Source organism: Flaviflagellibacter deserti, assembly GCF_042652085.1.
Classification (GTDB): domain Bacteria; phylum Pseudomonadota; class Alphaproteobacteria; order Rhizobiales; family Methylopilaceae; genus Flaviflagellibacter; species Flaviflagellibacter deserti.
Map to the genome: position 1 here is coordinate 164,203 of NZ_JBHSJF010000008.1, position 22,161 is coordinate 186,363.

The 22,161-nt window shown below is 62.6% G+C and carries 19 protein-coding genes; 15 read left to right on the plus strand and 4 right to left on the minus strand.

The genetic code is table 11. The features are described 5' to 3' along the window. Window positions 1-199: 199 nt before the first annotated feature. From rho to ACFPFW_RS16485, 6 genes are all read left to right on the plus strand, one after another. Complete coding sequence (rho, locus tag ACFPFW_RS16460) at window positions 200-1,465, plus strand: transcription termination factor Rho (protein WP_114956360.1); 1,266 nt, start codon at window positions 200-202, stop codon at window positions 1,463-1,465. 83 nt (window positions 1,466-1,548) lie between these two features. Then, window positions 1,549-2,862, plus strand: a complete 1,314-nt coding sequence (gene mnmE, locus ACFPFW_RS16465) for a tRNA uridine-5-carboxymethylaminomethyl(34) synthesis GTPase MnmE (protein WP_114956359.1) — start codon at window positions 1,549-1,551, stop codon at window positions 2,860-2,862. A gap of 10 nt (window positions 2,863-2,872) precedes the next feature. Next, window positions 2,873-4,738 (plus strand): tRNA uridine-5-carboxymethylaminomethyl(34) synthesis enzyme MnmG, encoded by a 1,866-nt coding sequence (gene mnmG / locus ACFPFW_RS16470; protein WP_379771616.1) that lies wholly within the window; start codon window positions 2,873-2,875, stop codon window positions 4,736-4,738. Further along, complete coding sequence (gene rsmG, locus ACFPFW_RS16475) at window positions 4,735-5,373, plus strand: 16S rRNA (guanine(527)-N(7))-methyltransferase RsmG (protein WP_114956357.1); 639 nt, start codon at window positions 4,735-4,737, stop codon at window positions 5,371-5,373. The genes mnmG and rsmG overlap by 4 nt, the downstream gene beginning before the upstream one ends. Window positions 5,374-5,382: 9 nt before the next feature. Next, window positions 5,383-6,189 carry a ParA family protein gene (locus tag ACFPFW_RS16480; protein WP_114956356.1) on the plus strand — a complete coding sequence of 269 codons (807 nt, stop codon included), beginning with the start codon at window positions 5,383-5,385 and terminating at the stop codon, window positions 6,187-6,189. Between the two features lie 19 nt (window positions 6,190-6,208). After that, entirely contained in the window at window positions 6,209-7,078 is an 870-nt protein-coding gene (locus ACFPFW_RS16485; RefSeq protein ID WP_114956355.1) for a ParB/RepB/Spo0J family partition protein, read from the plus strand. Between the two features lie 213 nt (window positions 7,079-7,291). On the opposite strand, the gene ACFPFW_RS16490 is transcribed toward ACFPFW_RS16485, so the two are convergent. After that, on the minus strand, window positions 7,292-8,521 hold the full coding sequence (locus ACFPFW_RS16490; protein WP_114956354.1) for an FAD-dependent monooxygenase: 1,230 nt from the start codon (window positions 8,519-8,521) through the stop codon (window positions 7,292-7,294). Window positions 8,522-8,587: 66 nt separating this feature from the next. Here ACFPFW_RS16490 and tesB point away from each other — a divergent pair, with 66 nt between their 5' ends. The 6 genes from tesB to ACFPFW_RS16520 all read left to right on the plus strand — a co-directional run bounded on the left by tesB (window position 8,588) and on the right by ACFPFW_RS16520 (window position 16,357). Beyond that, window positions 8,588-9,463 carry an acyl-CoA thioesterase II gene (gene tesB / locus ACFPFW_RS16495; protein WP_114956353.1) on the plus strand — a complete coding sequence of 292 codons (876 nt, stop codon included), beginning with the start codon at window positions 8,588-8,590 and terminating at the stop codon, window positions 9,461-9,463. A gap of 249 nt (window positions 9,464-9,712) precedes the next feature. After that, entirely contained in the window at window positions 9,713-10,051 is a 339-nt protein-coding gene (locus ACFPFW_RS16500; RefSeq protein WP_114956352.1) for a P-II family nitrogen regulator, read from the plus strand. A 40-nt stretch (window positions 10,052-10,091) separates the two neighbouring features. Further along, window positions 10,092-11,537, plus strand: coding sequence for an ammonium transporter (locus ACFPFW_RS16505; RefSeq protein WP_114956351.1), 1,446 nt, complete (start codon window positions 10,092-10,094; stop codon window positions 11,535-11,537). A gap of 175 nt (window positions 11,538-11,712) precedes the next feature. After that, window positions 11,713-14,220 (plus strand): DNA translocase FtsK, encoded by a 2,508-nt coding sequence (locus ACFPFW_RS16510; RefSeq protein ID WP_379771619.1) that lies wholly within the window; start codon window positions 11,713-11,715, stop codon window positions 14,218-14,220. A 127-nt stretch (window positions 14,221-14,347) separates the two neighbouring features. Continuing rightward, entirely contained in the window at window positions 14,348-15,301 is a 954-nt protein-coding gene (locus ACFPFW_RS16515) for a LolA family protein (RefSeq protein WP_379771621.1), read from the plus strand. Between the two features lie 252 nt (window positions 15,302-15,553). After that, entirely contained in the window at window positions 15,554-16,357 is an 804-nt protein-coding gene (locus tag ACFPFW_RS16520; RefSeq protein ID WP_114956348.1) for an exodeoxyribonuclease III, read from the plus strand. A 3-nt stretch (window positions 16,358-16,360) separates the two neighbouring features. On the opposite strand, the gene ACFPFW_RS16525 is transcribed toward ACFPFW_RS16520, so the two are convergent. Both ACFPFW_RS16525 and ACFPFW_RS16530 read right to left on the minus strand, forming a co-directional pair. Beyond that, window positions 16,361-16,780, minus strand: coding sequence for a cyclic nucleotide-binding domain-containing protein (locus ACFPFW_RS16525; RefSeq protein WP_114956347.1), 420 nt, complete (start codon window positions 16,778-16,780; stop codon window positions 16,361-16,363). A gap of 66 nt (window positions 16,781-16,846) precedes the next feature. Beyond that, window positions 16,847-17,533 carry a response regulator transcription factor gene (locus tag ACFPFW_RS16530; RefSeq protein ID WP_114956346.1) on the minus strand — a complete coding sequence of 229 codons (687 nt, stop codon included), beginning with the start codon at window positions 17,531-17,533 and terminating at the stop codon, window positions 16,847-16,849. Between the two features lie 118 nt (window positions 17,534-17,651). Here ACFPFW_RS16530 and ACFPFW_RS16535 point away from each other — a divergent pair, with 118 nt between their 5' ends. Next, window positions 17,652-18,179 carry a L,D-transpeptidase family protein gene (locus ACFPFW_RS16535; protein ID WP_114956345.1) on the plus strand — a complete coding sequence of 176 codons (528 nt, stop codon included), beginning with the start codon at window positions 17,652-17,654 and terminating at the stop codon, window positions 18,177-18,179. A gap of 5 nt (window positions 18,180-18,184) precedes the next feature. On the opposite strand, the gene ACFPFW_RS16540 is transcribed toward ACFPFW_RS16535, so the two are convergent. Beyond that, window positions 18,185-18,862, minus strand: a complete 678-nt coding sequence (locus ACFPFW_RS16540; RefSeq protein ID WP_114956344.1) for a YggS family pyridoxal phosphate-dependent enzyme — start codon at window positions 18,860-18,862, stop codon at window positions 18,185-18,187. Window positions 18,863-18,993: 131 nt separating this feature from the next. On the opposite strand from ACFPFW_RS16540, the gene leuS reads away from it, so the two are divergent. Together leuS and ACFPFW_RS16550 are read left to right on the plus strand one after the other, a co-directional pair. Continuing rightward, window positions 18,994-21,615: a leucine--tRNA ligase gene (gene leuS / locus ACFPFW_RS16545; RefSeq protein WP_114956343.1), complete on the plus strand. Its 2,622-nt coding sequence runs from the start codon at window positions 18,994-18,996 to the stop codon at window positions 21,613-21,615. Beyond that, the gene (locus ACFPFW_RS16550; protein ID WP_114956342.1) at window positions 21,602-22,159 is read left to right on the plus strand and encodes a hypothetical protein; all 558 of its coding nucleotides are present in this window, start codon (window positions 21,602-21,604) and stop codon (window positions 22,157-22,159) included. The genes leuS and ACFPFW_RS16550 overlap by 14 nt, the downstream gene beginning before the upstream one ends. Window positions 22,160-22,161 lie beyond the last annotated feature (2 nt).

Below are 22,161 nucleotides of genomic sequence, written 5' to 3' on the forward strand. Positions count from 1 at the left end.
CGTACCCCTTGCGGGGCGCGCCGCGAATCCGTATTGCTGATACATCTCCTCCGCAGGCGGTCATCTCCGCGCCGTTGTTGGAACGTCCCGTCACCGAGCGAGTTGGGCCAAGTGCCTGGCCTTGCCCGACGGCTGCACCTCTCTCTTCCCCCTATGTCGCCCGAACCTATGCCGGCGACCGACTTAGTGAAGGTTCCCCATGCGGGAAATCAGACTTCAGGACCTCAAGACTAAATCTCCCCAGGAATTGCTCGCGCTCGCTGAAGAGCTCGAGGTCGAAAATGCCTCCACCCTTCGCAAGCAGGAACTGCTGTTTGCAATCCTGAAGCAGCACGCTGCCCGCGACGTCGAGATCATCGGCGGCGGTGTTGTCGAGGTTCTTCAGGACGGATTCGGTTTCCTTCGCTCACCTGATGCGAATTACCTTCCGGGCCCCGACGACATCTATGTTTCACCCTCGCAGATCCGCCGCTTCTCGCTGCGCACCGGCGATACGGTCGAAGGGCATATCCGGAGCCCCAAGGAAGGCGAGCGCTACTTCGCGCTCCTGAAGGTGAACACCCTCAACTTCGAGGATCCGGACAAGGCCCGGCACAAGGTTCACTTCGACAATCTCACTCCGCTCTATCCCGACGAACGGCTCCGCATGGAGCTCGAAGATCCGACCATCAAGGACCAGTCCGGCCGTATCATCGACATCGTTGCCCCGATCGGCAAAGGCCAGCGCGGTCTGATTGTCGCGCCGCCGCGCACCGGTAAGACGATGCTGCTGCAGAACATCGCCCGGTCGATCACCACCAATCATCCCGAGTGCTATCTCATCGTTCTCTTGATCGACGAGCGTCCGGAAGAGGTGACGGACATGCAGCGCACGGTGGATGGCGAGGTCGTATCCTCGACCTTCGACGAGCCCGCCGTCCGCCACGTACAGGTTGCCGAAATGGTGATCGAGAAGGCCAAGCGTCTCGTCGAGCACGGCCGCGACGTGGTCATCCTGCTCGATTCGATCACGCGCCTAGGTCGCGCATATAACACGGTCGTTCCGTCGTCAGGCAAGGTGCTCACCGGCGGCGTCGACGCCAATGCACTGCAGCGTCCGAAGCGCTTCTTCGGCGCAGCGCGAAATATCGAAGAGGGCGGTTCGCTCACCATCATCGCGACCGCGTTGATCGACACCGGCTCGCGTATGGACGAAGTGATCTTCGAGGAGTTCAAGGGCACGGGTAACTCCGAGCTCATCCTCGACCGCAAGGTCTCCGACAAGCGCGTCTTCCCGGCGATGGACATCACTCGGTCGGGCACGCGTAAGGAAGAACTCCTCGTCCCGCAGGACATCCTCAAGAAGATGTATGTGCTGCGCCGCATCCTGAATCCGATGGGTACGGTCGATGCGATCGAGTTCCTGATGGACAAGATGCGTCAGACGAAGACCAATTCGGACTTCTTCGACTCGATGAACACCTGATCCAACGCCGGCCGACCCTCGATAGACGGTGAATTTGGCTCCGCATGATTGTATGCGGAGCCAAATTCGTTTTGGAACCTGAGATGCCGGAGAGCTCTTCAACGATCTATGCGCTGGCAAGCGGTACTGGCCTGGCTGGAATAGCAGTGGTGCGCGTGTCCGGTCCGCGGTCGTCGGATGTTCTGATTACCCTGGCAGGAAAGCTGCCAGTGCCTCGCCGCGCGACTTTTGTTGTGCTCCGGGATCCAGCGAGCAGCGAGGATTTGGATCAGGGCCTCGTCCTCTGGTTTCCGGCGCCAGGTTCTTTCACGGGTGAGGACGTCGCGGAGTTCCACATTCACGGTGGGCGGGCGAGCGTTTCCGGACTTCTTCAGGCGCTCGGGAAGATCGAGGGCTGCCGGATCGCAGAGCCCGGGGAGTTTTCCCGACGAGCGTTCGAGTCCGGTAAACTCGATCTCGTCGAAGCCGAAGCCTTGGCCGATTTGATCGCTGCCGATACCGCGGCTCAGCGGCGACAGGCACTGCGCGGACTTTCGGCCGGGATCGGCCTGGTCGCGGATGCGTGGAGGGCGGATCTGATCCGGGCGATGAGCTTCGTCGAGGCCGAAATCGATTTCTCCGATGAAGGCGATGTCGGCGATGGCCTGTGGCGCCGGGCGGAGCCGATCATCGTTCGTCTGATCGACGACATTGAGGCGCTCCTGACCAAGGGTCGATCGGGAGAGCGCTTGAGAGAGGGCGCGGTCGTGGTCCTTTCGGGTCCGCCGAACGTCGGTAAGTCAAGTTTTCTTAACCGTGTCGCCGGCCGCGATGTCGCGATCGTGTCGGCCTACGCCGGGACGACCCGGGACATGCTTGAAGTCCACCTGGATCTCGGAGGCTATCCCGTGACGATGATCGACACGGCCGGCATCCGAGAGACGAACGATCCGATAGAGCAGGAGGCCTTGGCGCGAGCTCGGAAGCGGAGCGAAAACGCCGATCTCGTGCTCTGGTTTAGCGATGCTGGCGAGAGCGGGATTTCGCCGACCTCAAGTGATCGGATGTGGTCGGTCGTGAATAAGATCGATCTGTCTGGAAGTTTGGACAGCGAAGATGGCGTTTACCCAGTCTCGGCAAAGACAGGCGCTGGGATCGATCGGTTGTTGTCCGATCTCGGCGAATGGGCGAAGACCGCGTTTGCGCCGTCGGAATCCGCGCTCGTGACCCGCGAGCGGCATCGACTATGTTTGGGTTCGGCGGTCGACGCGCTCCGCCGTGCGCTGCTGGCGAAAGAACCGGAGTTGCGTGCGGAGGAGCTGCGCTTGTCGGCACGCGAGCTAGGGCGTATCTCGGGGCGGGTCGATGTCGAGGACGTGCTCGGCGGGATTTTCAGCGAATTCTGCGTCGGTAAATGAGATGTTTCACGTGAAACATGGTGTCAGTTCATACGATGTGATCGTTGTCGGCGGCGGACACGCCGGCACCGAGGCTGCATCGGCGGCTGCCCGTATGGGCGCAAGGACAGCGCTCGTCACGCTGAGCCGAAACACGATCGGCGCGATGTCCTGCAACCCCGCGATCGGCGGTCTCGGCAAGGGGCACCTCGTCCGCGAGATTGACGCGCTCGATGGCGTCATGGGCCGCGCGGCCGATGCGGGCGGCATTCAGTTCCGCGTTCTCAATCGTCGAAAGGGCCCGGCCGTTCGTGGGCCTCGCGCTCAGGCGGACCGCCGTCTTTACGCCGCCGCCGTCCAGGCGATCCTGGCCGAGCAGCCGCTTCTGGACACCGTGGAAGGCGAGGTCGCTGATTTCGACATACGCGACCGCCGGATTCGCGGGCTGACTCTCGCGGACGGGCGAAAGTTCACGACGGGCACAGTGGTTCTCACGACGGGCACATTCCTCTCCGGCCTGATTCATATCGGACCGAAGACCACGCCTGCCGGCCGTATGGGCGAAGCACCCTCTATCGCGCTCTCAAAAACACTTCGTGATGCAGGCTTCTCGCTCGGCCGTCTGAAGACCGGGACCCCGCCGCGGCTTGATGGGACAACGATCGACTATGCCGCTCTTGAGGAACAACGCGGCGACGATGTACCCGAACCTTTCTCCGCGATGACGTCGATGATCTCCACGCCGCAGGTGTCGTGTCACATCACCCGCACGACCCAGGCCGGCCATAAAGTCATCACCTCCAATGTCGACGCCGCGCCGATCTTCAACGGCCAAATCGGTGGTCTCGGGCCGCGCTATTGCCCGTCGATCGAGGACAAGGTCATTCGCTTCGGCGATCGCGACGGGCATCAGATCTTCCTTGAACCCGAGGGCCTCGACGATCCGACGGTCTACCCCAATGGTATTTCGACCTCGATGCCGGAGGAGGTACAACTCGCCTTTCTGGCCACCATCCCCGGTCTCGAACGGGTCCGGATGCTCCGGCCTGGGTATGCCATCGAGTATGACTACGTCGATCCGCGGGAGTTAAAGCCGAGTCTGGAAACCAAGCGGGTCGCGGGCCTGTTCTTCGCGGGTCAGATCAACGGTACAACCGGATACGAGGAAGCCGCGGGGCAGGGCTTGGTCGCCGGCATCAATGCCGCGCGCCTCGCTAGCGGTGGGGAAGCGGTGATCTTCTCGCGATCCGAAGCCTATCTCGGTGTGATGATCGACGATCTCGTGACCAAGGGCGTCTCCGAGCCGTACCGCATGTTCACATCGCGCGCTGAATATCGGCTAACGCTCCGGGCGGACAACGCTGATCAGCGGCTTACGAAGCGGGGGATCGAGATCGGGGCGGTCGGCAGCGGGCGAGAGGAAGCCTGGAGCAAAAAAGCGGCGGCGCTCGCCGACGCCCGCGCATTGACGGCGTCCCTGACTGCAACCCCGGCGCAGGCTCAGAGGGCTGGACTGGCGCTCAATCAGGATGGACAGCGCCGGACGGCCTTCGATCTCCTCAGCCGACCGGATGTCGAGTTCGCCAATCTCATCCGCATTTGGCCCGAAATGGATCGCGTCAGCCCGGTTATTGCCGAGCAGATCAAGATAGACGCTGCCTACAATGTCTATCTCGATCGTCAGCGCGCCGACATCGAGGCGTTCGAGCGGGACGAGGGGCGCTCGATCCCGGATGCCGTGGATTACGACTCGATGCCTGGGCTCTCCAATGAGGTCCGGCAGAAGCTGGTTCGCATCCGCCCGGCAACGATAGGCCAGGCGTCTCGAATAGAGGGCGTTACGCCGGCCGCGCTGACTCTGATCATGGCTCATGCAAAGCGTGCGGCACGCGGATGAGCTTGGAGGAAATTCGGGGCGCTTTTCCCAATGTTTCACGTGAAACATGGGATCGCCTAGAGATTTTTGTCGGCCTCCTGCTGAAATGGCAGAAGACCGTCAATCTGATCTCTCCCTCGACTGTGCCGGCGATCTGGACCCGGCATGTCGCCGACAGCCTTCAGCTTCTGCAGATGGCGCCTGCAGCGAAGATTTGGGTGGATCTTGGCTCGGGAGGCGGGTTTCCTGCCTTGGTTATTGCTGCCGCGTTGGTGGATAGGCTTGGCGCCAGAGTCCATTTAATCGAGAGCGACCAGCGAAAGTGCGCCTTCCTGCGCGAGGCGGTTCGTCATGCCGTCCTTCCAGCGACAATCCACAATGGTCGGATCGAGGCGGTTCTTGGCAATTGGGTCGAGCCGGCGGAGGTGATTACCGCCCGCGCGTTAGCGCCGCTGCCGCGTCTCGTCGAGCTCGCGTTTCCTCTGTTGAAAACCGGTGCCATAGGCCTGTTTTCAAAGGGTCGGGACGCTGTCGCAGAATTGACCCAGACCGCCAAAGATTGGCACATTGAGGCTGAGCTTGCGCAGAGCCTGACAGATCCCGACGGACGTATCGTCGTCGTCTCAAAGGCCGTGCCGCGCGAGGACCAGAGATAGGAAATCGCCATGGCCGACCTTTCCAAAGCCCGCATTCTTGCTGTCGCCAACCAGAAGGGCGGGGTGGGCAAGACGACGACGGCCATCAACCTCGGCACGGCCTTGGCGGCGATCGGCGAGAAAGTCCTGATCGTAGATCTTGATCCGCAGGGCAATGCCTCCACGGGTCTCGGCATCGACCGCAAGGCACGCAAGCGCTCCACCTATGACGTTCTCGTCGGCGAGGCGCGTTTCCGTCAGGTTATCCTGCCGACGGCCGTCCCGGGCCTCGATATCGCGCCGTCTACCATGGATCTGCTCGGCGTCGAGGTCGAGATCGCGTCCGACAAACAGCGCGCCTATCGTCTCCGCGATGCGCTCTCCCAACTCCAGCAGGATGGCGATGACCCATACTCCTATGTGCTCGTCGATTGCCCGCCTTCATTCAATATCCTGACGATCAACTCGCTTGCCGCGGCCCAGGCCATCCTGGTTCCGTTGCAGTGCGAATTCTTTGCCCTTGAAGGCCTTTCGCAGCTGTTGCGCACCGTGGACCAGGTCCGCGCGACGTTGAATCCGGCTCTGACCATCCAGGGCGTCGTCTTGACCATGTTCGATGCCCGCAACAATCTCTCCGGCCAGGTCGTCGCCGATGTCCGCCAGTTCATGGGCGACAAGGTGTTCGACACGATCATTCCGCGGAACGTTCGCGTGTCGGAGGCGCCGTCGCATGGCAAGCCGGTGCTTCTGTACGATCTCAATTGCTCAGGCAGCCAAGCCTATCTGAAGCTGGCGTCCGAGATCATCCAGCGCGAGCGCGCGCTGAAAGCCGCCTGACAAATTCTAGGAGAGAGAGATGGCGGAAGAGGCCTCCCGGCCGCGGTTAGGCCGTGGCCTTGCGGCGCTGATCGGTGATATCGGCGACGAAGAGCAGAATTTCGACAAGCCGAAAGCCGGCCAGCGCCGGGTTCCGATCGAGTTTCTGCGGCCGAACGCACGCAATCCGCGCAAGAACTTCGCCGAGGCGGATCTCGAGGATCTGGCGAACTCAGTCCGGGAGAAGGGCATCGTCCAACCGGTTCTGGTCCGCTCGGTGGCGAAGGAGACGGATCGTTTCGAGATTATCGCCGGCGAACGTCGCTGGCGGGCGGCTCAGATGGCCGGCCTGCACGACGTTCCGATCGTGGTTCTCGAAGTTTCTGATCGCGAGGCTCTCGAGCTGGCGATCATAGAGAACGTCCAGCGCGCGGACCTCAATGCGATTGAAGAGGCGGCGGGCTACGAAAACCTGGTCGCGACCTACAACTACACCCAGGCTGACCTCGCCAAGATCATCGGCAAGAGCCGCAGCCACATCGCGAATACGATGCGGCTCCTGAAGCTTCCGGACGACGTTCGGCAATCGGTCCTTGAAGGTCAGCTGACGGCGGGTCATGCCCGCGCGCTTCTCTCGCTTGATGATCCTTCAGCCGCAGCGAAGAAGATCATTGACCAAGGTCTGAGCGTTCGCGATGCCGAAGCGATCGGCCAGGAGGCTGCGGTCGAGAAGAGGCCAGCCAAGGCCAAGGCTGCCAAGGACGCCGATACCGTTGCGTTGGAAAAGGCGCTTGGCGATGCACTTGGGCTCGTGGTTTCGATCGACCATAAAAATCCGGGCGGCCAGATTTCGATACGGTACCGAAACCTTGAACAACTCGACGAAGTTTGCCGAAAACTTCGCAACTGAGGTACGGCCGGCCGGAAAAGATCGAGAAACTTCAGAAAAACGCGATCGAAAAATATCGATGCCCGTCAAAGACTCTAGGAGAGTCGCTGGCGGGCATTTTCGTTTCTGGGTCTCCGAGGTCCAGCGATGCCCGAAACGGCTGCCAGCGGGCTTCGTATGCAGCAACCACAGATGATAACTTCACTATCTTCGGTTGTGTCGGCGCGTTGCGATCTAAAGAGCCTCGCCTCGAAGGAGCCGGGGAGCATTTCCGGTCAGGGCGGCGGCGGATTTGATTACCGCAGATTTGAATCGAGGCGCACGATCGACGAGGCCCATTCCGGTGTCTCGGACCATTCGGGCCGCGGGTGCGGACGAGCCGAAGAGATTGATCAGGCCGTCGGTCGCGGCGAGCATCGCGACCGTGTCGAGTCGTCGCCACGAATCGTAACCTTGCAAAATTGGTTCCGAACCGATGTCGAGGCCAAGCCTGGCCGCATCGACGACGGCTTCGGCCAGGGCCGCAACATCGCGAAGACCGAAATTCATTCCCTGCCCGGCAATGGGATGCATTGCGTGGGCAGCATCGCCAATCAGCGCGATTCGGTGGCCGTGAAAGTGCTGGGCAAGGCCGAGCTTCAAAGGCCTGACGGCGCGAGGGCCAATTGGCGTGATCTCGCCGAAATCATAGCCGGCGCGCTGTTGGAGCGCTGCTTGGAATTCGTCGCCCGACAGAGCGGCCAGACGCTCCGCCTGCAGGCGCGGCTCGGCCCAGACGATAGAGGCGTGTTGGTTGGGCAAGGGCAGGAAAGCGAGCGTTCCCCGGTCGACGAAATGCTGGATGGCAATCCCATCATGCGGCTGCTCCAGCCGGACATTGCTGACGATGGCGGCATGGTCATAGTTCCAGCCTCGGAACGGGATCCGGGCAAGGCCTCGGATGTTCGACGTGACTCCATCGGCGGCGACCAGAAGCGTTGCTGCGATCTTCGAACCATCTGACAGCGAGATCGCTATCTTTCCAGCGGACTGCTCGAATCCGGCTATTCCGGTAGGCACAAGTGTTGAGCCAGCGACTTTCGCGGCGTCCAAAAGGCCGATGCGAATTGTCCCGTTCGGTGCCACATGGGCAAAAGGCTCTCCAGGCGCTGCCTCGTTGTCAAAGCGGAGCAGCACCGGCCGCATGATATCGGCCAACCGGCTGTCGGTGATACGCATTCCGTGTACGGGCTCTGCTTCGCCCGAAATTGCATCCCAAGCCCCTATGGTCTCGAACAGGCGGCGCGCGCCGGCAACGATCGTCGAGGCGCGGGGGTCGCGGAATTGTCCCACGGACCCGAAGGCGGGGTCGGCTACGGCGACGTCGAGGCCCGCTTGCGAGAGAGCCCCTGCGAGAGCAAGTCCGGCATAGCCTCCGCCGCCGATGACGACGTCGAACCGGCGCGCTTTGCCTTTTGCAGCCATTATTATTCCTCGCTTGACGCCGCCCGCGCGGGGAGGTCTCGTGGCGCCCCGCCTCCGAGAGACCACATGTCGAACGCGCTCGCAAATCTTCTGGGCATTCTTGATCTCGAACGGATCGAGGAGAATCTTTATCGCGGCACGAGTCTCGAGGGGAGCTGGGGGCGAGTCTTCGGCGGACAAGTGGTTGCGCAGTCGCTCGTCGCGGCGGGCAGAACAGCGAACGGCCATCTGCCTCACTCGCTGCATGCCTATTTCCTGCTGGCCGGCGACCCGACGATCCCCATTCTGTTCGAAGTTGACCGCATCCGGGATGGGTCGAGCTTCACCACACGGCGGGTCAAGGCGATCCAGCGGGGGCAGGCGATCTTCGCCCTCACGGCGTCATTCCATCGCGATGAAGAAGGCTACGAGCACCAGCTCGATATGCCGGACGTTCCTCTGCCCGAGCAGCTGCCGAGCGAGGCCGAGATCAAGCAGAAGCTTCTGCCCCAGATGCCACCGGCGGTGCGCGCGTATTTTGAGCGCGAGCGACCAATAGAGCTCAGACCGGTAGATCTCACCCGATATCAAGGAAATCCGCCCCGTCCGCCGAAGCAGTCGATTTGGTTCCGGGCAAGAGGAGTTCTGCCGGACGATCCGATGCTGCATCGGATCGTTCTCGCCTACGCATCGGATATGACACTGCTGGACACGTCGCTGGTGGCGCATGGAAAAACTATTTTCTCGCCTGACATCATGGCCGCCAGCCTCGACCACGCCTTGTGGTTTCACCGGCCGGTCAAAGCCGATGAATGGCTGCTTTTCAGTCAGGACAGTCCGTCTGCAGGTGCGGGACGCGGGTTCACCCGGGGACTTATTTTCGGCCTGGATGGAACGCTGGTCGCATCCGTCGTTCAGGAAGGCTTGATCCGGATTCGCCGTGAAAATCCGGCATCTGCTTAGAAATTAGGCAGCAAGCCACCCTGATTCGTGCACACAATGCATGCAAATGCCCGCCCACGGGGCGGTTAGCCTCGGTTTGTCACAGTGCAAACATAATTGGTGAAGACGCGTTAACCGCCTTTCCACCAACTGGCACGCGGCTTGAATACTAATTCGGGCCGACGAGTCCGGAGTTTCCCAATTCCTTTGTCGGCTGCGCACCCGTCGCGGGCTCCTCCGCGACGGTATGACAAGACGGGGAGCCCATTCATGAAACTCGTGATGGCAATCATAAAGCCGTTCAAGCTGGACGAGGTACGCGATGCCTTGACCGCGGTGGGGGTTCACGGCCTGACCGTGACCGAGGTCAAAGGCTACGGACGCCAGAAAGGACACACCGAAATCTATCGTGGTGCGGAGTACGCGGTGAGCTTCCTGCCCAAGCTCAAGATCGAAGTCGCCGTGCCCGCGAGCATGGTCGATCAAGTCGTCGAGACGATCACCACCACGGCCAAGACCGGCCAGATCGGTGACGGCAAGATCTTCGTGACGCCGATCGAGCATGCGGTCCGCATCCGTACGGGTGAGTCGGACGACGATGCGCTCTGACGCCCTTTCCACCGAACAATCCTTCTTTGGAGTTCCGTCCATGAACCTTTCTAAAATTGCTCGTCTGGCGGCGCCCGTGGCGCTGCTCGGACTGCTGGCGGTAGCGCCAGCATTTGCGCAGGAAGCCGCGGCGCCCGCCGCGGCGGCTCCCACGCCTCCGGTCCCGAACAAGGGCGACACGACCTGGATGCTCATCTCGAGCGTCATCGTGCTGCTCATGACCGTCCCGGGCCTCGCGTTGTTCTATGGCGGTCTCGTTCGCTCGAAGAACATGCTCTCGGTCCTGTCGCAGGTTCTCGTGATCGTCGGCGTCGTCGCCATCATCTGGGTCACCTACGGCTACAGCCTCGCCTTCACCGATGGCGGCGCTCTCAATTCCTATGTCGGCGGCTTCTCGAAGGCCTTCCTCGCCGGCGTCGACGTGACCACGGTTGTCGAGACCTTCTCGCGCGGCGTGGTCATTCCGGAACTCGTCTTCGTGCTGTTCCAGATGACCTTCGCCTGCATCACCCCGGCACTGATCGTCGGTGCTATCGCGGAGCGCATCAAGTTCTCCTCACTGCTGGTGTTCGTCGTCCTCTGGGTTACGTTCGTCTACTTCCCGATGGCCCACATGGTTTGGTGGTGGCCGGGACCGGAGTTCGCCTCGACCAACCCGGCTGACGCGACGGTCGCCGGCGCGGGCCTGATCTGGAGCTTCGGCGCGATCGACTTCGCGGGTGGCACCGTCGTTCACATCAACGCCGGTATCGCCGGCCTGATCGGCGCGCTTCTGCTCGGACCGCGTATCGGCTACGGCCGAGAGGTACTCGCCCCGCACTCGCTGACGCTGACCATGGTCGGTGCCTCGCTCCTGTGGGTCGGTTGGTTCGGCTTCAACGCCGGTTCGAACCTCGAAGCCAACGCCTACGCGGCTCTTGCTTCGGTGAACACGTTCGTTGCGACCGCGGGTGCGATGCTCGGCTGGTTGTTCATTGAATGGATCGCCAAGGGCAAGCCGAGCCTGCTCGGCGCGGCTTCTGGCGCGGTTGCCGGTCTCGTCGCGATCACCCCGGCCGCCGGCTTCGCCGGCCCGATGGGCTCGATCGTTCTCGGCCTGGTTGCCGGCGTCGTCTGCTTCTTCTTCTGCTCGGCAGTGAAGAATGCTCTCGGCTACGACGACTCGCTCGACGTCTTCGGCGTGCACTGCGTCGGCGGCATCATCGGCGCCATCGGCACAGGCATCCTCGTCAACCCGGCTCTGGGTGGCGCGGGCGTTGTCGACTACACGCTCGACAACGGCGCGGGCACAGCCGGCGCCTACGTCTTCGCGACGCAGGTCATGGCTCAGCTCAAGGGCGTCGGCGTTACGATCCTGTGGTCGGGCATCGGCAGCTTCGTCCTCTACAAGATCGTCGACCTGGTGATGGGTCTCCGCGTTTCCGCCGAGAGCGAGCGCGAGGGTCTCGACATCAACTCGCATGGCGAGCGCGCCTACAACATCTAAGTTCTGTAGCGTACTCCTCCCAAACTGGCCCGGGCGCTCGTCGCCCGGGCCTTTTCGTTCCGGCGACCCGTCAGGTCCGTGGTTAATCGGCCCTTTACCCGCTTTCGATACCGATAGACGACAAGGGTCCGTCCGTTCGGCGGATCGTTATGCGTTCCGGCGGGAGGTGTTTGGGTTGCGAGCTCTCGTTTATCGCGGCGGTGTTCGAAGCAGGCGCGCGGTCCCCGATGAGGTCCGCGATGCGCTGGGCCGACGCGCGCTGGAACTCGGCGGCCTCGCGCTGCTCACATTCGCGGTGGCGGCGACTCTTTCGCTCGCGACATGGTCCGCGCTTGATCCCTCGATCAACAATGCCGCCGAAGGCGATGTCCGCAACCTTCTCGGTCGCCCCGGCGCCTTCATGTCCGACGTCTTCATGCAGACGGTTGGTCTTGGCGCGATCGGCTTTCTCTTTCCTGTGGCCGCGTGGGGATGGCGGTTGATCACCCATCGTCGCCTCGATCGCGAAAAGCTCCGCCTGAGCGCCTGGCTCGTCGCCACATTGCTCGCGGCGGGATTTGCCGCATCATTCTCCCGCCCTTTGTACTGGCCGCTTCCTGCCGGCCTGGGCGGCATCGCCGGCGATGCGGTATTCGGCTTTGCCTCGCTCTTTCTTCCGATCAGCCTATCATGGCTCGACCCGCTCCTTACCTCTGTGCTCGGTGTTATGGCGATGGGCGGCATGCTGCTCGCTTCCGGCATCGGCTTCCGTGAGACCGCGCCCGTTCGCCCGGTCGCCAGGAAAAAGCCGACGGCCGCCCCGGTCGTGGAAGAAGAGGACGATTTCGATTTCGAGGAAGATGAGGGCAGCAGTTTCCTGCCGCTCGGACTCGTGACCCATTATTGGTTCACGATGCGGGCTGGTCTGGCCCGCAAGCTGCGGGGCGGATCTTTCTTCCAGGGCGAGAAGGAAGCCGGGCGCGCCGGTCTGCGCGAGGTCCTGCGCCGTCTCGACGAGGAAGACGACGAGGATCCGCCCTTCGTGACTCATCGCCGTTCCGAGGCGGAACTCGATGGCCCCGTCGAACCGATTCGCCGCATCGCCGAACCGGCAAGGCCTCCCAAGCCCGGCCGCCGCCTCGCCGCGGAGGCGCAGACCTCGTTGTTCAGGTCAGAAGCCTACGAGATGCCGCCGCTCGCGCTTCTCGCCGCTCCGCAGAAGAAGCCCGGCTCCGCGATGGTCAGCAAGGAGGCGCTGGAGCAGAACGCCCGCCTGCTGGAGGGCGTTCTGGAGGACTTCGGCGTCAAAGGCGAGATCATCGATGTCCGCCCCGGTCCGGTCGTCACGCTCTACGAGCTCGAACCCGCCCCTGGCATCAAGTCCTCGCGCGTGGTTGGCCTCGCGGACGATATCGCACGCTCAATGAGCGCGGTGTCGGCGCGCGTCGCCGTCATCCCCGGCCGCAACGTCATCGGTATCGAACTGCCGAACGCCAAGCGCGAGACGGTCTATCTGCGCGAACTGATGGCCTCCGCCGACTTCGAGAACTCGAAGATGAAGCTGCCGCTCTGCCTCGGCAAGACGATCGGCGGCGAGCCGGTCATCGCAGAGCTCGCGCGCATGCCCCACCTCCTGATCGCGGGCACTACCGGCTCGGGCAAATCCGTCGCGATCAACACCATGATCCTGTCGCTGCTCTACCGGCTGAAGCCGGAGGATTGCCGGTTGATCATGATCGACCCGAAGATGCTGGAACTCAGTGTCTACGACGGTATTCCGCATCTTCTCGCGCCTGTCGTGACGGATCCCAAGAAAGCGGTCGTCGCGCTCAAATGGGCCGTGCGCGAGATGGAGGAGCGTTACAAGAAGATGTCGAAGGTCGGCGTCCGCAACGTCGACGGCTTCAATGCCCGCGTCGAGGAGGCCAAGGCAAAGGGCGAGGTCATCCATCGTACCGTCCAGACGGGCTTCGACAAGCAGACCGGCGAGGCGATCTACGAGCGCGAGGAGATGGACCTCCAGCGTCTGCCCTATATCGTCGTCATCGTCGACGAGATGGCCGACCTGATGATGGTCGCCGGCAAGGAGATCGAGGGCGCGATCCAGCGTCTCGCCCAAATGGCCCGCGCCGCCGGTATCCATATCGTGATGGCGACGCAGCGTCCGTCGGTCGACGTGATCACCGGTACGATCAAGGCGAATTTCCCGACCCGCATCTCCTTCCAGGTGACATCGAAGATCGACAGTCGCACCATCCTGGGGGAGCAGGGCGCGGAACAGCTGCTTGGCCAGGGCGACATGCTGCATATGGCGGGCGGCGGCAGGATTAGCCGCGTCCACGGCCCATTCTGCTCCGACGCCGAAGTCGAAAAGGTCGTCCAGCATCTGAAAGCGCAGGGAGCACCCGACTATCTCGAGGCCGTCACCACGGACGATGAAGAAGCCGAGGGCGGAGACGAGTCGGTCTTCGACAAGGGTTCTTTCGGCGAACCGGGCGGTGAGCTGTTCGACCAGGCCGTGCAGATCGTTCTTCGGGACAAAAAGTGCTCGACGAGCTACATCCAGCGGCGGCTGCAGATCGGCTATAATCGTGCGGCATCGCTCGTCGAAAGAATGGAGAGAGAGGGCATCGTCGGTCCGGCCAACCACGCCGGCAAGCGGGAGATCCTCCTCGAATCGGACGAACGGGCGCAGAATTACTGAGGCCGGAGGCGGCACCGTTTTGTCGCCACAGACCTGCTCTATGCGGACGGGCAGGGGGATTTCCTTGATGATGTTCGGCGGTGCCCTTCGCCTTTCCTGTGCAGTTGTTCTTCTCGCGAGCGTGGCTATGCCCGTAGCGGCGCAGACGAGCGTGCCGATGCCGCAGCCAAGGCCGGCGCGGCTGACAGTGCATGCCCCGGCCGCGCTTCAGGCGCCGGTCGCCGCTCCGACTCCTGCCGCGATTCCGGTCGCGGCGGCTGAACCGGTCGCGCCGGCCGATTCGATTTCCTCGCTGTTGGGCCAGAAGACGCCGGTGGCGCCTGCGAATGTCCCAACTGTAGCGGCGCCAGCGCCCCCCGCCCCTGTCGAGGCGAAGCCTGTCGTCGCCCAGCCAGCACCGGTGCCGGCGGAGGCTACGCGATCCCACGAAGTCGCGGCCGCGCCGGTCGAACCGCCGCCGCCAGTCGATCTCATGCCATCTGAGGCTGCTGCCGGAACCAAGCTGGCAGCTGTCGATGCGACGGCACCAGAGTCCAGCGGACAGCAGGCGACCATCCGCAAGGTCAACGACTACTTCAATTCGATCCGCACCCTGGTCGGCAGCTTCACGCAGGTCGGGCCGGACGGCAGTCGCTCGAACGGCAAGTTCTTTCTGTCGAAGCCAGGCAAGGCGCGCTTCTATTATCAGCGCCCGAGCAACACCGACATCATCGCTGACGGCAGTTCGGTCGTGGTCCGCGATCGCAGTCTCGCGACCCAGGACATTTATCCACTCTCGCAGACACCTCTGAAATTCCTTCTGGATCCGAATCTCGATCTCTCGCGCGACTCCAAGGTTGTCGGCGTCAACGAGGACAAGGGCGTGATCAGCGTCCAGATCGAGGAAGAGACGACCTTCGGCGGAAAAGCGCGCGTCCTCATCGTCTTCGCCACCGAGGACCAAAAGAACTACGAGCTGAAACAGTGGACGATCACCGATGCCCAGGGGCTCGATACGACGATCGCCGTGTCGGAGCTTGATCCGAAGACCAAGCCGGACGAGAAGCTCTTCAAAGTGGATTACACGCGCTATCGCAACTGATCACGCGGTCGTGATTCGCAATTCGTTGAATCACCTAGCGATACCACCCACCTTACCAGCAAGCAGGACGCCCGATCCCCAGTGGTGCCCCCGTCTCCACAGGACGCTCCTGCACCCGCCGGCCTACCCTCCCGGCGGCACGCGAACTAAAGCGTCGGCGCCCGATCTTCCCCCAGGATCGGGCGCTTTGCGTTTGTAGGCCGCGCGAACAGGGTCTATTCCTCGCCGCCTCGCCTCAAACCTTGCAGTGACATGCCGCTGAAAATTGCCTCCTGGAACATCAATTCCGTCCGCCTGCGCATCGATCTGGTTTCACGACTCCTCGACGAGGAGCGGCCAGACGTGATCTGTCTGCAGGAGACGAAGTGCCTGGAGGGCCAGTTCCCGCTCTCGGCCTTTAACGCGCGCGGCTACACGAACGCGGCGATGACCTGCCAGAAAGGCTATCACGGCGTCGCCATCCTTTCGCGCCAGCCATTCGCCGAGATCGATCGCTACCGGTTCGGCGGCAAGGAAGATGCGCGGCATATCGCGGTGGTGTTCGGCGAGGGGCCGGCCAAAGGCATCACATTGCATAATTTCTACGTCCCGGCCGGCGGCGATATACCTGATCCGGATCTCAATCCGAAATTCGCGCATAAGCTCGCCTATCTCGACGAGATGAGAAGCTGGACGGCGGCGAAGCCTGGCGCCCAGACGATCCTCGTCGGGGATCTCAACGTGGCGCCGCTGCCGGATGACGTCTGGAGTCACAAGCAGATGCTGGGCGTCGTCAGTCATACGCCGGCTGAAACGGACCGGCTGCTCGCGATCCAGGAGCGGGGCGGCTGGGTCGATGCCGTTCGCAAGAACAAGCCGGAGCCGGAACGGGTCTACACCTGGTGGAGCTATCGCTCGCCGAATTGGGAGCTTTCGGATCGCGGCCGTCGACTGGACCATGTCTGGGTCACAGGCGACCTCGACGCGACGGTGGGGGAGACCTCCATCCTCAAGGGCGCAAGATCCTGGGAACGGCCGTCTGATCACGTACCGCTGATCGCGAACTTCGATCTCTGAAGGTCAATCGCGCTGGTCGAGCGAGTTGAGCGTGGCCCGCACGCGGTCGAGCGCCGCCTGTTCGGCGCGGACGCGGGTGACCAGCTTCTGGCGGATCGTCTCGGCGATCTCAGGGAATTCCGTCAGCACACGGCGAAAAAGCGGTCGAGGAATTGCGATCAAACGGGTGGGTTCGAGCGCGACGGCATCGCATGGCCGCTCCGTCGGGACGATCAGCGCCATCTCGCCGATCAGCGTTCCTGCACCTACCGTGCGCTCGCGGTCGGTATCGCCGGCCTTCAGCGCGATCTTGCCGTTGACGACGACATAGGCGCCTTCTGCCGGGGCACCTCGTTCGAACAACACCTCGCCCGGGCGCACCGAAACCGTTTCCACGGAGAAGGCCAGCAACCGCAACGCCTCGCCGCCGATCTCCGCAATCATCGGAGCGCGCTCTAGCGCACGAATATTCGCCTCGATACTCAATCAGGCCCCCCGGCCCCGATGGTCTTAGGGCACCAGTTTGTAGCCACCGGCCTCTGTCACGAGGAGCGCCGCATTGGAAGGGTTCTTCTCGATTTTTTGCCTCAGACGATAAATATGCGTTTCCAGCGTGTGCGTTGTCACTTCCGCATTATATCCCCAGACTTCCTGCAGAAGCTCCTCGCGGCCGATGACTTTGCCGCCCGCTCGATAGAGGTAACGAAGGATCGAGGTTTCCTTCTCGGTGAGGCGAACCTTCGAGCCCCGTTCGTTGGTCAGAAGCTTGGTCGACGGCCGGAAGGTGAAGGTGCCGATGGAGAAAACGGCATCCTCGCTCGCCTCATGACTGCGGAGCTGGGCGCGGATGCGGGCTAGGAGAACCGCAAACCGAAAGGGCTTCGTCACATAGTCGTTGGCGCCCGCATCGAGGCCCATGATCGTATCGGCCTCGGAATCGTGTCCGGTCAATACGATGACGGGACCGCGATAACCCTGCTCGCGGAGTACCCGGACCGCCTCACGGCCGTCCATGTCCGGCAGACCGACATCCATCAGCACAAGGTCAATCTGGTTATCCTTGACCGCTCTGATGGCATCAGCCGCCATATCCACGGTGATGGGCTGGAACTCGTCATGCATGGCGATCTGTTCAGCCAAGGTCTGACGGATGTCCGCATCATCCTCCACCAAGAGGATCTTGCGTGCCGTCGCCATACTATGCCTCCTGCATTGCCGAACGTACGTTGTAACGTTCTTCCACCTAGACACGGGTCCGCAACGGCGCAAGCTGCCGATAGAATTCCGTTAGAGAATCACGGGAATAGTCACACAGATGCCGCACGTCCTTCCGGAAATATACGTACGTCGTGTGGGAATGGATGCCCGGCGGGCGTATCTTTTTGCGGGATCGCTGCGATTTCCTTGCGTGTTGGGCCGTGCGGGCCGGTCCTGGAGCAAGCGGGAAGGGGACGGTGCAACGCCCATCGGCAGCATGCCGGTCCGCCGCCTGTGGTGGCGCGCGGACAAGGTGAAGCGGCCACGGACTTCCCTGCCGATGCGGCCGATCTCGGAGCACGACCTGTGGTGCGATGCGCCGGCCGACCGAAACTACAATCGCCACATCCGATCACCTTACCAAGCCTCGCACGAAAAAATGCGACGCGCCGACGATATGTACGATCTCGTGTTGGAATTGGGGTGGAACGAACGGCCGTGCATCAAAGGGCGCGGCAGCGCGATCTTCCTGCACGTCGCCCGGCCGGGATTTAGGCCAACCGAGGGATGCGTCGCGCTGCGGCGGACGGATCTTGAAAAACTGCTTCCCTGGATCGGGCCAGAAACCCGGGTCGTGGTCGAATGAGCGCCTCACCGCGCTCCGAAGATGGCGCTGCCAACCCGGACATATGTCGCGCCATGTGCGATCGCCGTTTCGAAGTCGCCGCTCATGCCCATGGATAGGCCCTTGAGGCCGTTCCGACGGGCGATTTTCTCTAGCAATGCAAAATGCGGGGCGGGGTTCTCTTCGGCCGGCGGAATGCACATCAGGCCTTCTACGGTCAGCCCCAGATCGCGACAGAATGCGATGAAGGCATCGGCCTCCAAAGGCGCTACGCCCGCTTTCTGCGGTTCCTCGCCGGTGTTGATCTGAAGGAAGACGGGCAGGAAACGCTTCTGCTTCTCCATCTCTGCCATCAGTGTCTCGGCGATCTTCCGCCGGTCGACCGAATGTATGACGTCGAAAAGCGTGACGGCTTCCCTGGCCTTATTGGACTGCAGGGGGCCGATGAGATGCACCTTGGTATCCGGATATTTCGCTCGAAGCGCCGGCCACTTTTCGGCGGCCTCCTGAACCCGGTTTTCTCCAAAAACGGTCTGACCGGCTTGCAGTACCGGTTCGATGTGCTCGGCATCGAACGTCTTGGAGACAGCCACCAGGATTACATCCGTAGCCTCACGACGCGCCGATTTCGCAGCTCTTGCGATAGCGTTCCGCACGTCGTTCAGGCGTTCGGCCGCGCCGTTCTGTCCATTGTCATTCGTCATGGCTTCGCTAAAGCATCTTCCGCGAGCTTTGCGAAGGGGTTCCAGCATTGACCCCGGTCACCTAAATCGTCACTTTCCACCCGATTTTCGCGGCTATGCCCGCATCTCTTTCCCGAAGGTATTGAGCGCAGATGACGACGGAGCGCTATGACGCCCGCGACGCCGAACCGAAATGGCAGAAGGCCTGGGCCGACCGGGGCACCTTCGCGACCAAGAACGACGATCCGCGTCCGAAATATTATGTGCTGGAGATGTTCCCCTATCCGTCGGGGCGCATCCATATGGGTCATGTCCGCAACTACGCGATGGGCGACGTCGTCGCCCGCGTGAAGCGCGCCAAGGGCTTCAACGTTCTGCACCCGATGGGCTGGGATGCCTTCGGCCTGCCGGCCGAGAATGCGGCTATGCAGAACAAGGTTCATCCGCGCGAATGGACCTATTCGAATATCGCCACCATGCGCGACCAGCTGAAGAGCATGGGTCTGTCGCTCGACTGGAACCGTGAGGTCGCGACCTGCGATCCGTCCTATTACCGCCATCAGCAGCGCCTGTTTCTCGATTTCCTCAAGGCCGGCCTCGTCGACCGCAAGCAGTCGAAGGTGAACTGGGACCCAGTGGACCAGACCGTCCTTGCCAACGAGCAAGTGGTCGACGGCCGCGGCTGGCGGTCCGGTGCGCTCGTCGAGCTGCGCGAACTGACCCAGTGGTTCTTCAAGATCTCCGACTTCTCGAACGAGCTGCTGTCGGCGCTCGATACGCTCGATCGTTGGCCGGACAAGGTCCGGCTGATGCAGAAGAACTGGATCGGCCGATCAGAGGGCCTGCATGTTCGCTTCGCACTGGCCGGCAGGTCGGTGCACGGTGTGTCGGAAATCGAGGTCTATACGACGCGGCCGGACACGTTGTTCGGTGCCGCATTCGTGGCCATGGCGGCCGACCATCCGCTTACCCGCGCTTTGTCGGAAGATGATCCCAAACTTGCAGCTTTTGCCGAGGACTGCCGACGCACCGGGACGAGCGCCGCGGCGATCGAGACCGCGGAGAAGCAAGGCTACGACACGGGCCTGCGCGTCGCCCATCCGCTCGATCCCGAGCAGACTCTTCCGGTCTACGCGGCGAATTTCGTGCTGATGGAGTATGGCACGGGCGCGATCTTCGGCTGCCCGGCGCATGACCAGCGCGATTTCGAGTTCGCCACCAAATACCACCTGCCGATCAAGCGCGTGGTCGCAAGCGGGCCCGAGGACGCCGACCAGGTGCCGATGTTCGAGGCCGATCCGGCCGAGGATGGGCGTCTCGTCCATTCGGACTTCCTGAATGGGCTCACCGTCCCGGAAGCCAAGGACGCCGTGGCTCGCCAGTTGGAGAGCCAGTCGCTCGGCAACGCGCCGCAGGGTAAGCGTCAGGTCAACTATCGCCTGCGCGACTGGGGTATCTCTCGCCAGCGCTATTGGGGTTGCCCGATCCCGATCATCCATTGCGAGGAGCATGGCGCGGTTCCAGTACCGAACGACCAGCTTCCCGTTACCCTGCCGGACGACATCACCTTCGACCGTCCGGGCAATCCGCTCGACCATCATCCGACGTGGAAGAACGTCCCATGTCCCGTCTGTGGCAAGCCTGCGCGGCGCGAGACGGACACGATGGACACGTTCGTCGATTCCTCTTGGTATTTCGCCCGTTTCACCGATCCGAAGGCGGATGCGCCGACGGTGAGGAGCGCGGTCGATCACTGGCTGCCGGTCGATCAGTATATCGGCGGCATCGAGCACGCGATCCTGCATCTGCTCTATTCGCGCTTCTTCACCCGCGCGATGAAGGTGACCGGCCATACCAGCGTCGACGAGCCGTTCGCGGGCCTGTTCACGCAGGGCATGGTCGTCCACGAGACCTATAAGGATGCCGCGGGCCAGTGGCTGTCGCCGGCCGAAATCCGGGTCACCGAGGACGGAGGGGCGCGCAAAGCGTTCCTGCCTGACGGTCGCGAGGTCGAGATCGGCCCGATCGAGAAGATGTCGAAGTCCAAGAAGAACACGGTAGACCCGACCGACATCATCCAGACCTACGGCGCCGACACGGCACGCTGGTTCATGTTGTCCGACTCGCCGCCGGAGCGCGACGTGATCTGGACCGAGGCCGGTGTCGAGGGCGCAGGCCGTTTCGTGCAGCGGCTGTGGCGTATCATCCAGGATGCCTCGGCGTTTGGCACACCGGTCGGAACCGCGAAGCCCGCGGAGTTCGGACCGGAGGCACATGCCCTGCGTCAGGCGGCCCATAAGGCGCTGAATGCCGTCTCCGAGGACGTCGACCGACTGCGTTTCAACCGATGTGTCGCGCACATCTACGACTTCTCGAACACGCTCGGTGCGGTCCTGCAAAATGCGCGGACCAAGACGCCGACGCCGGATCTCGCCTGGGCGATCCGCGAGGCCGCGGGGATCATCATCCAGCTCGTCGCTCCGATGATGCCGCATCTGGCCGAGGAATGCTGGGCGGAGATCGGCGGCCAGGGTTTGGTCGCGGAGGCCGCCTGGCCCGAGGTCGAGCCGGCGCTTCTAGTCTCCGACAGCGTCACCTATCCGGTGCAGGTCAACGGCAAGAAGCGCGACGAGCTGACTGTTGCCCTGAGCGCAAGCACGGAGGAAATCGAGGCCGAGGTGCGTAAACTCGATTCCGTGATCCGGGCAATTGGTGATAAGCCGATACGCAAGATCGTTGTCGTGCCGCAGAGGATCGTCAATGTCGTTGCGTGATCGCGGTTTTGGACGCCCGGTACTTGCCGTTCTGCTGGCGCTAGGCCTGGGCGGTTGCTTTCAGCCGATGTATGCCGCCCAGAGTCCGGCGACGGCGGTGGCAGGCGGCACGGTGTCGTCCGCGATGGCGTCGGTCGATATTCTGCCGGTCCAGACCTATGGTGACGAACGCGTCGGCCAGCGTCTCCGCAACGATCTGGTCTTCGCCATGACGGGCGGCGGTTCGCCGTTGACGCCGCCGGTCTATCGGCTCGACGTGATCGCCAACGTGGTTGGAGCGCAGACGGCGGTCGTTGATCCGGTCACCGACCGGCCCGAGCTTGAGACCGTCGGCATCGACGCTGTCTATACGCTCACCGAGATCGCGACGGGCCGGGCTGTGGCGCAGGGCAATGCGATCGGGCGCGCCACCTATACCCGGACGAGACAGCGTTATGCGAGCGAGCGCGCCAAGCGCGACGCGGAAGACCGTTCGGTTCGCCCCGTCGTGGAGCAGATCCGGGCCAATATCGCGAGCCGGCTGGCCACCGCCGGCGCAAGCTGATC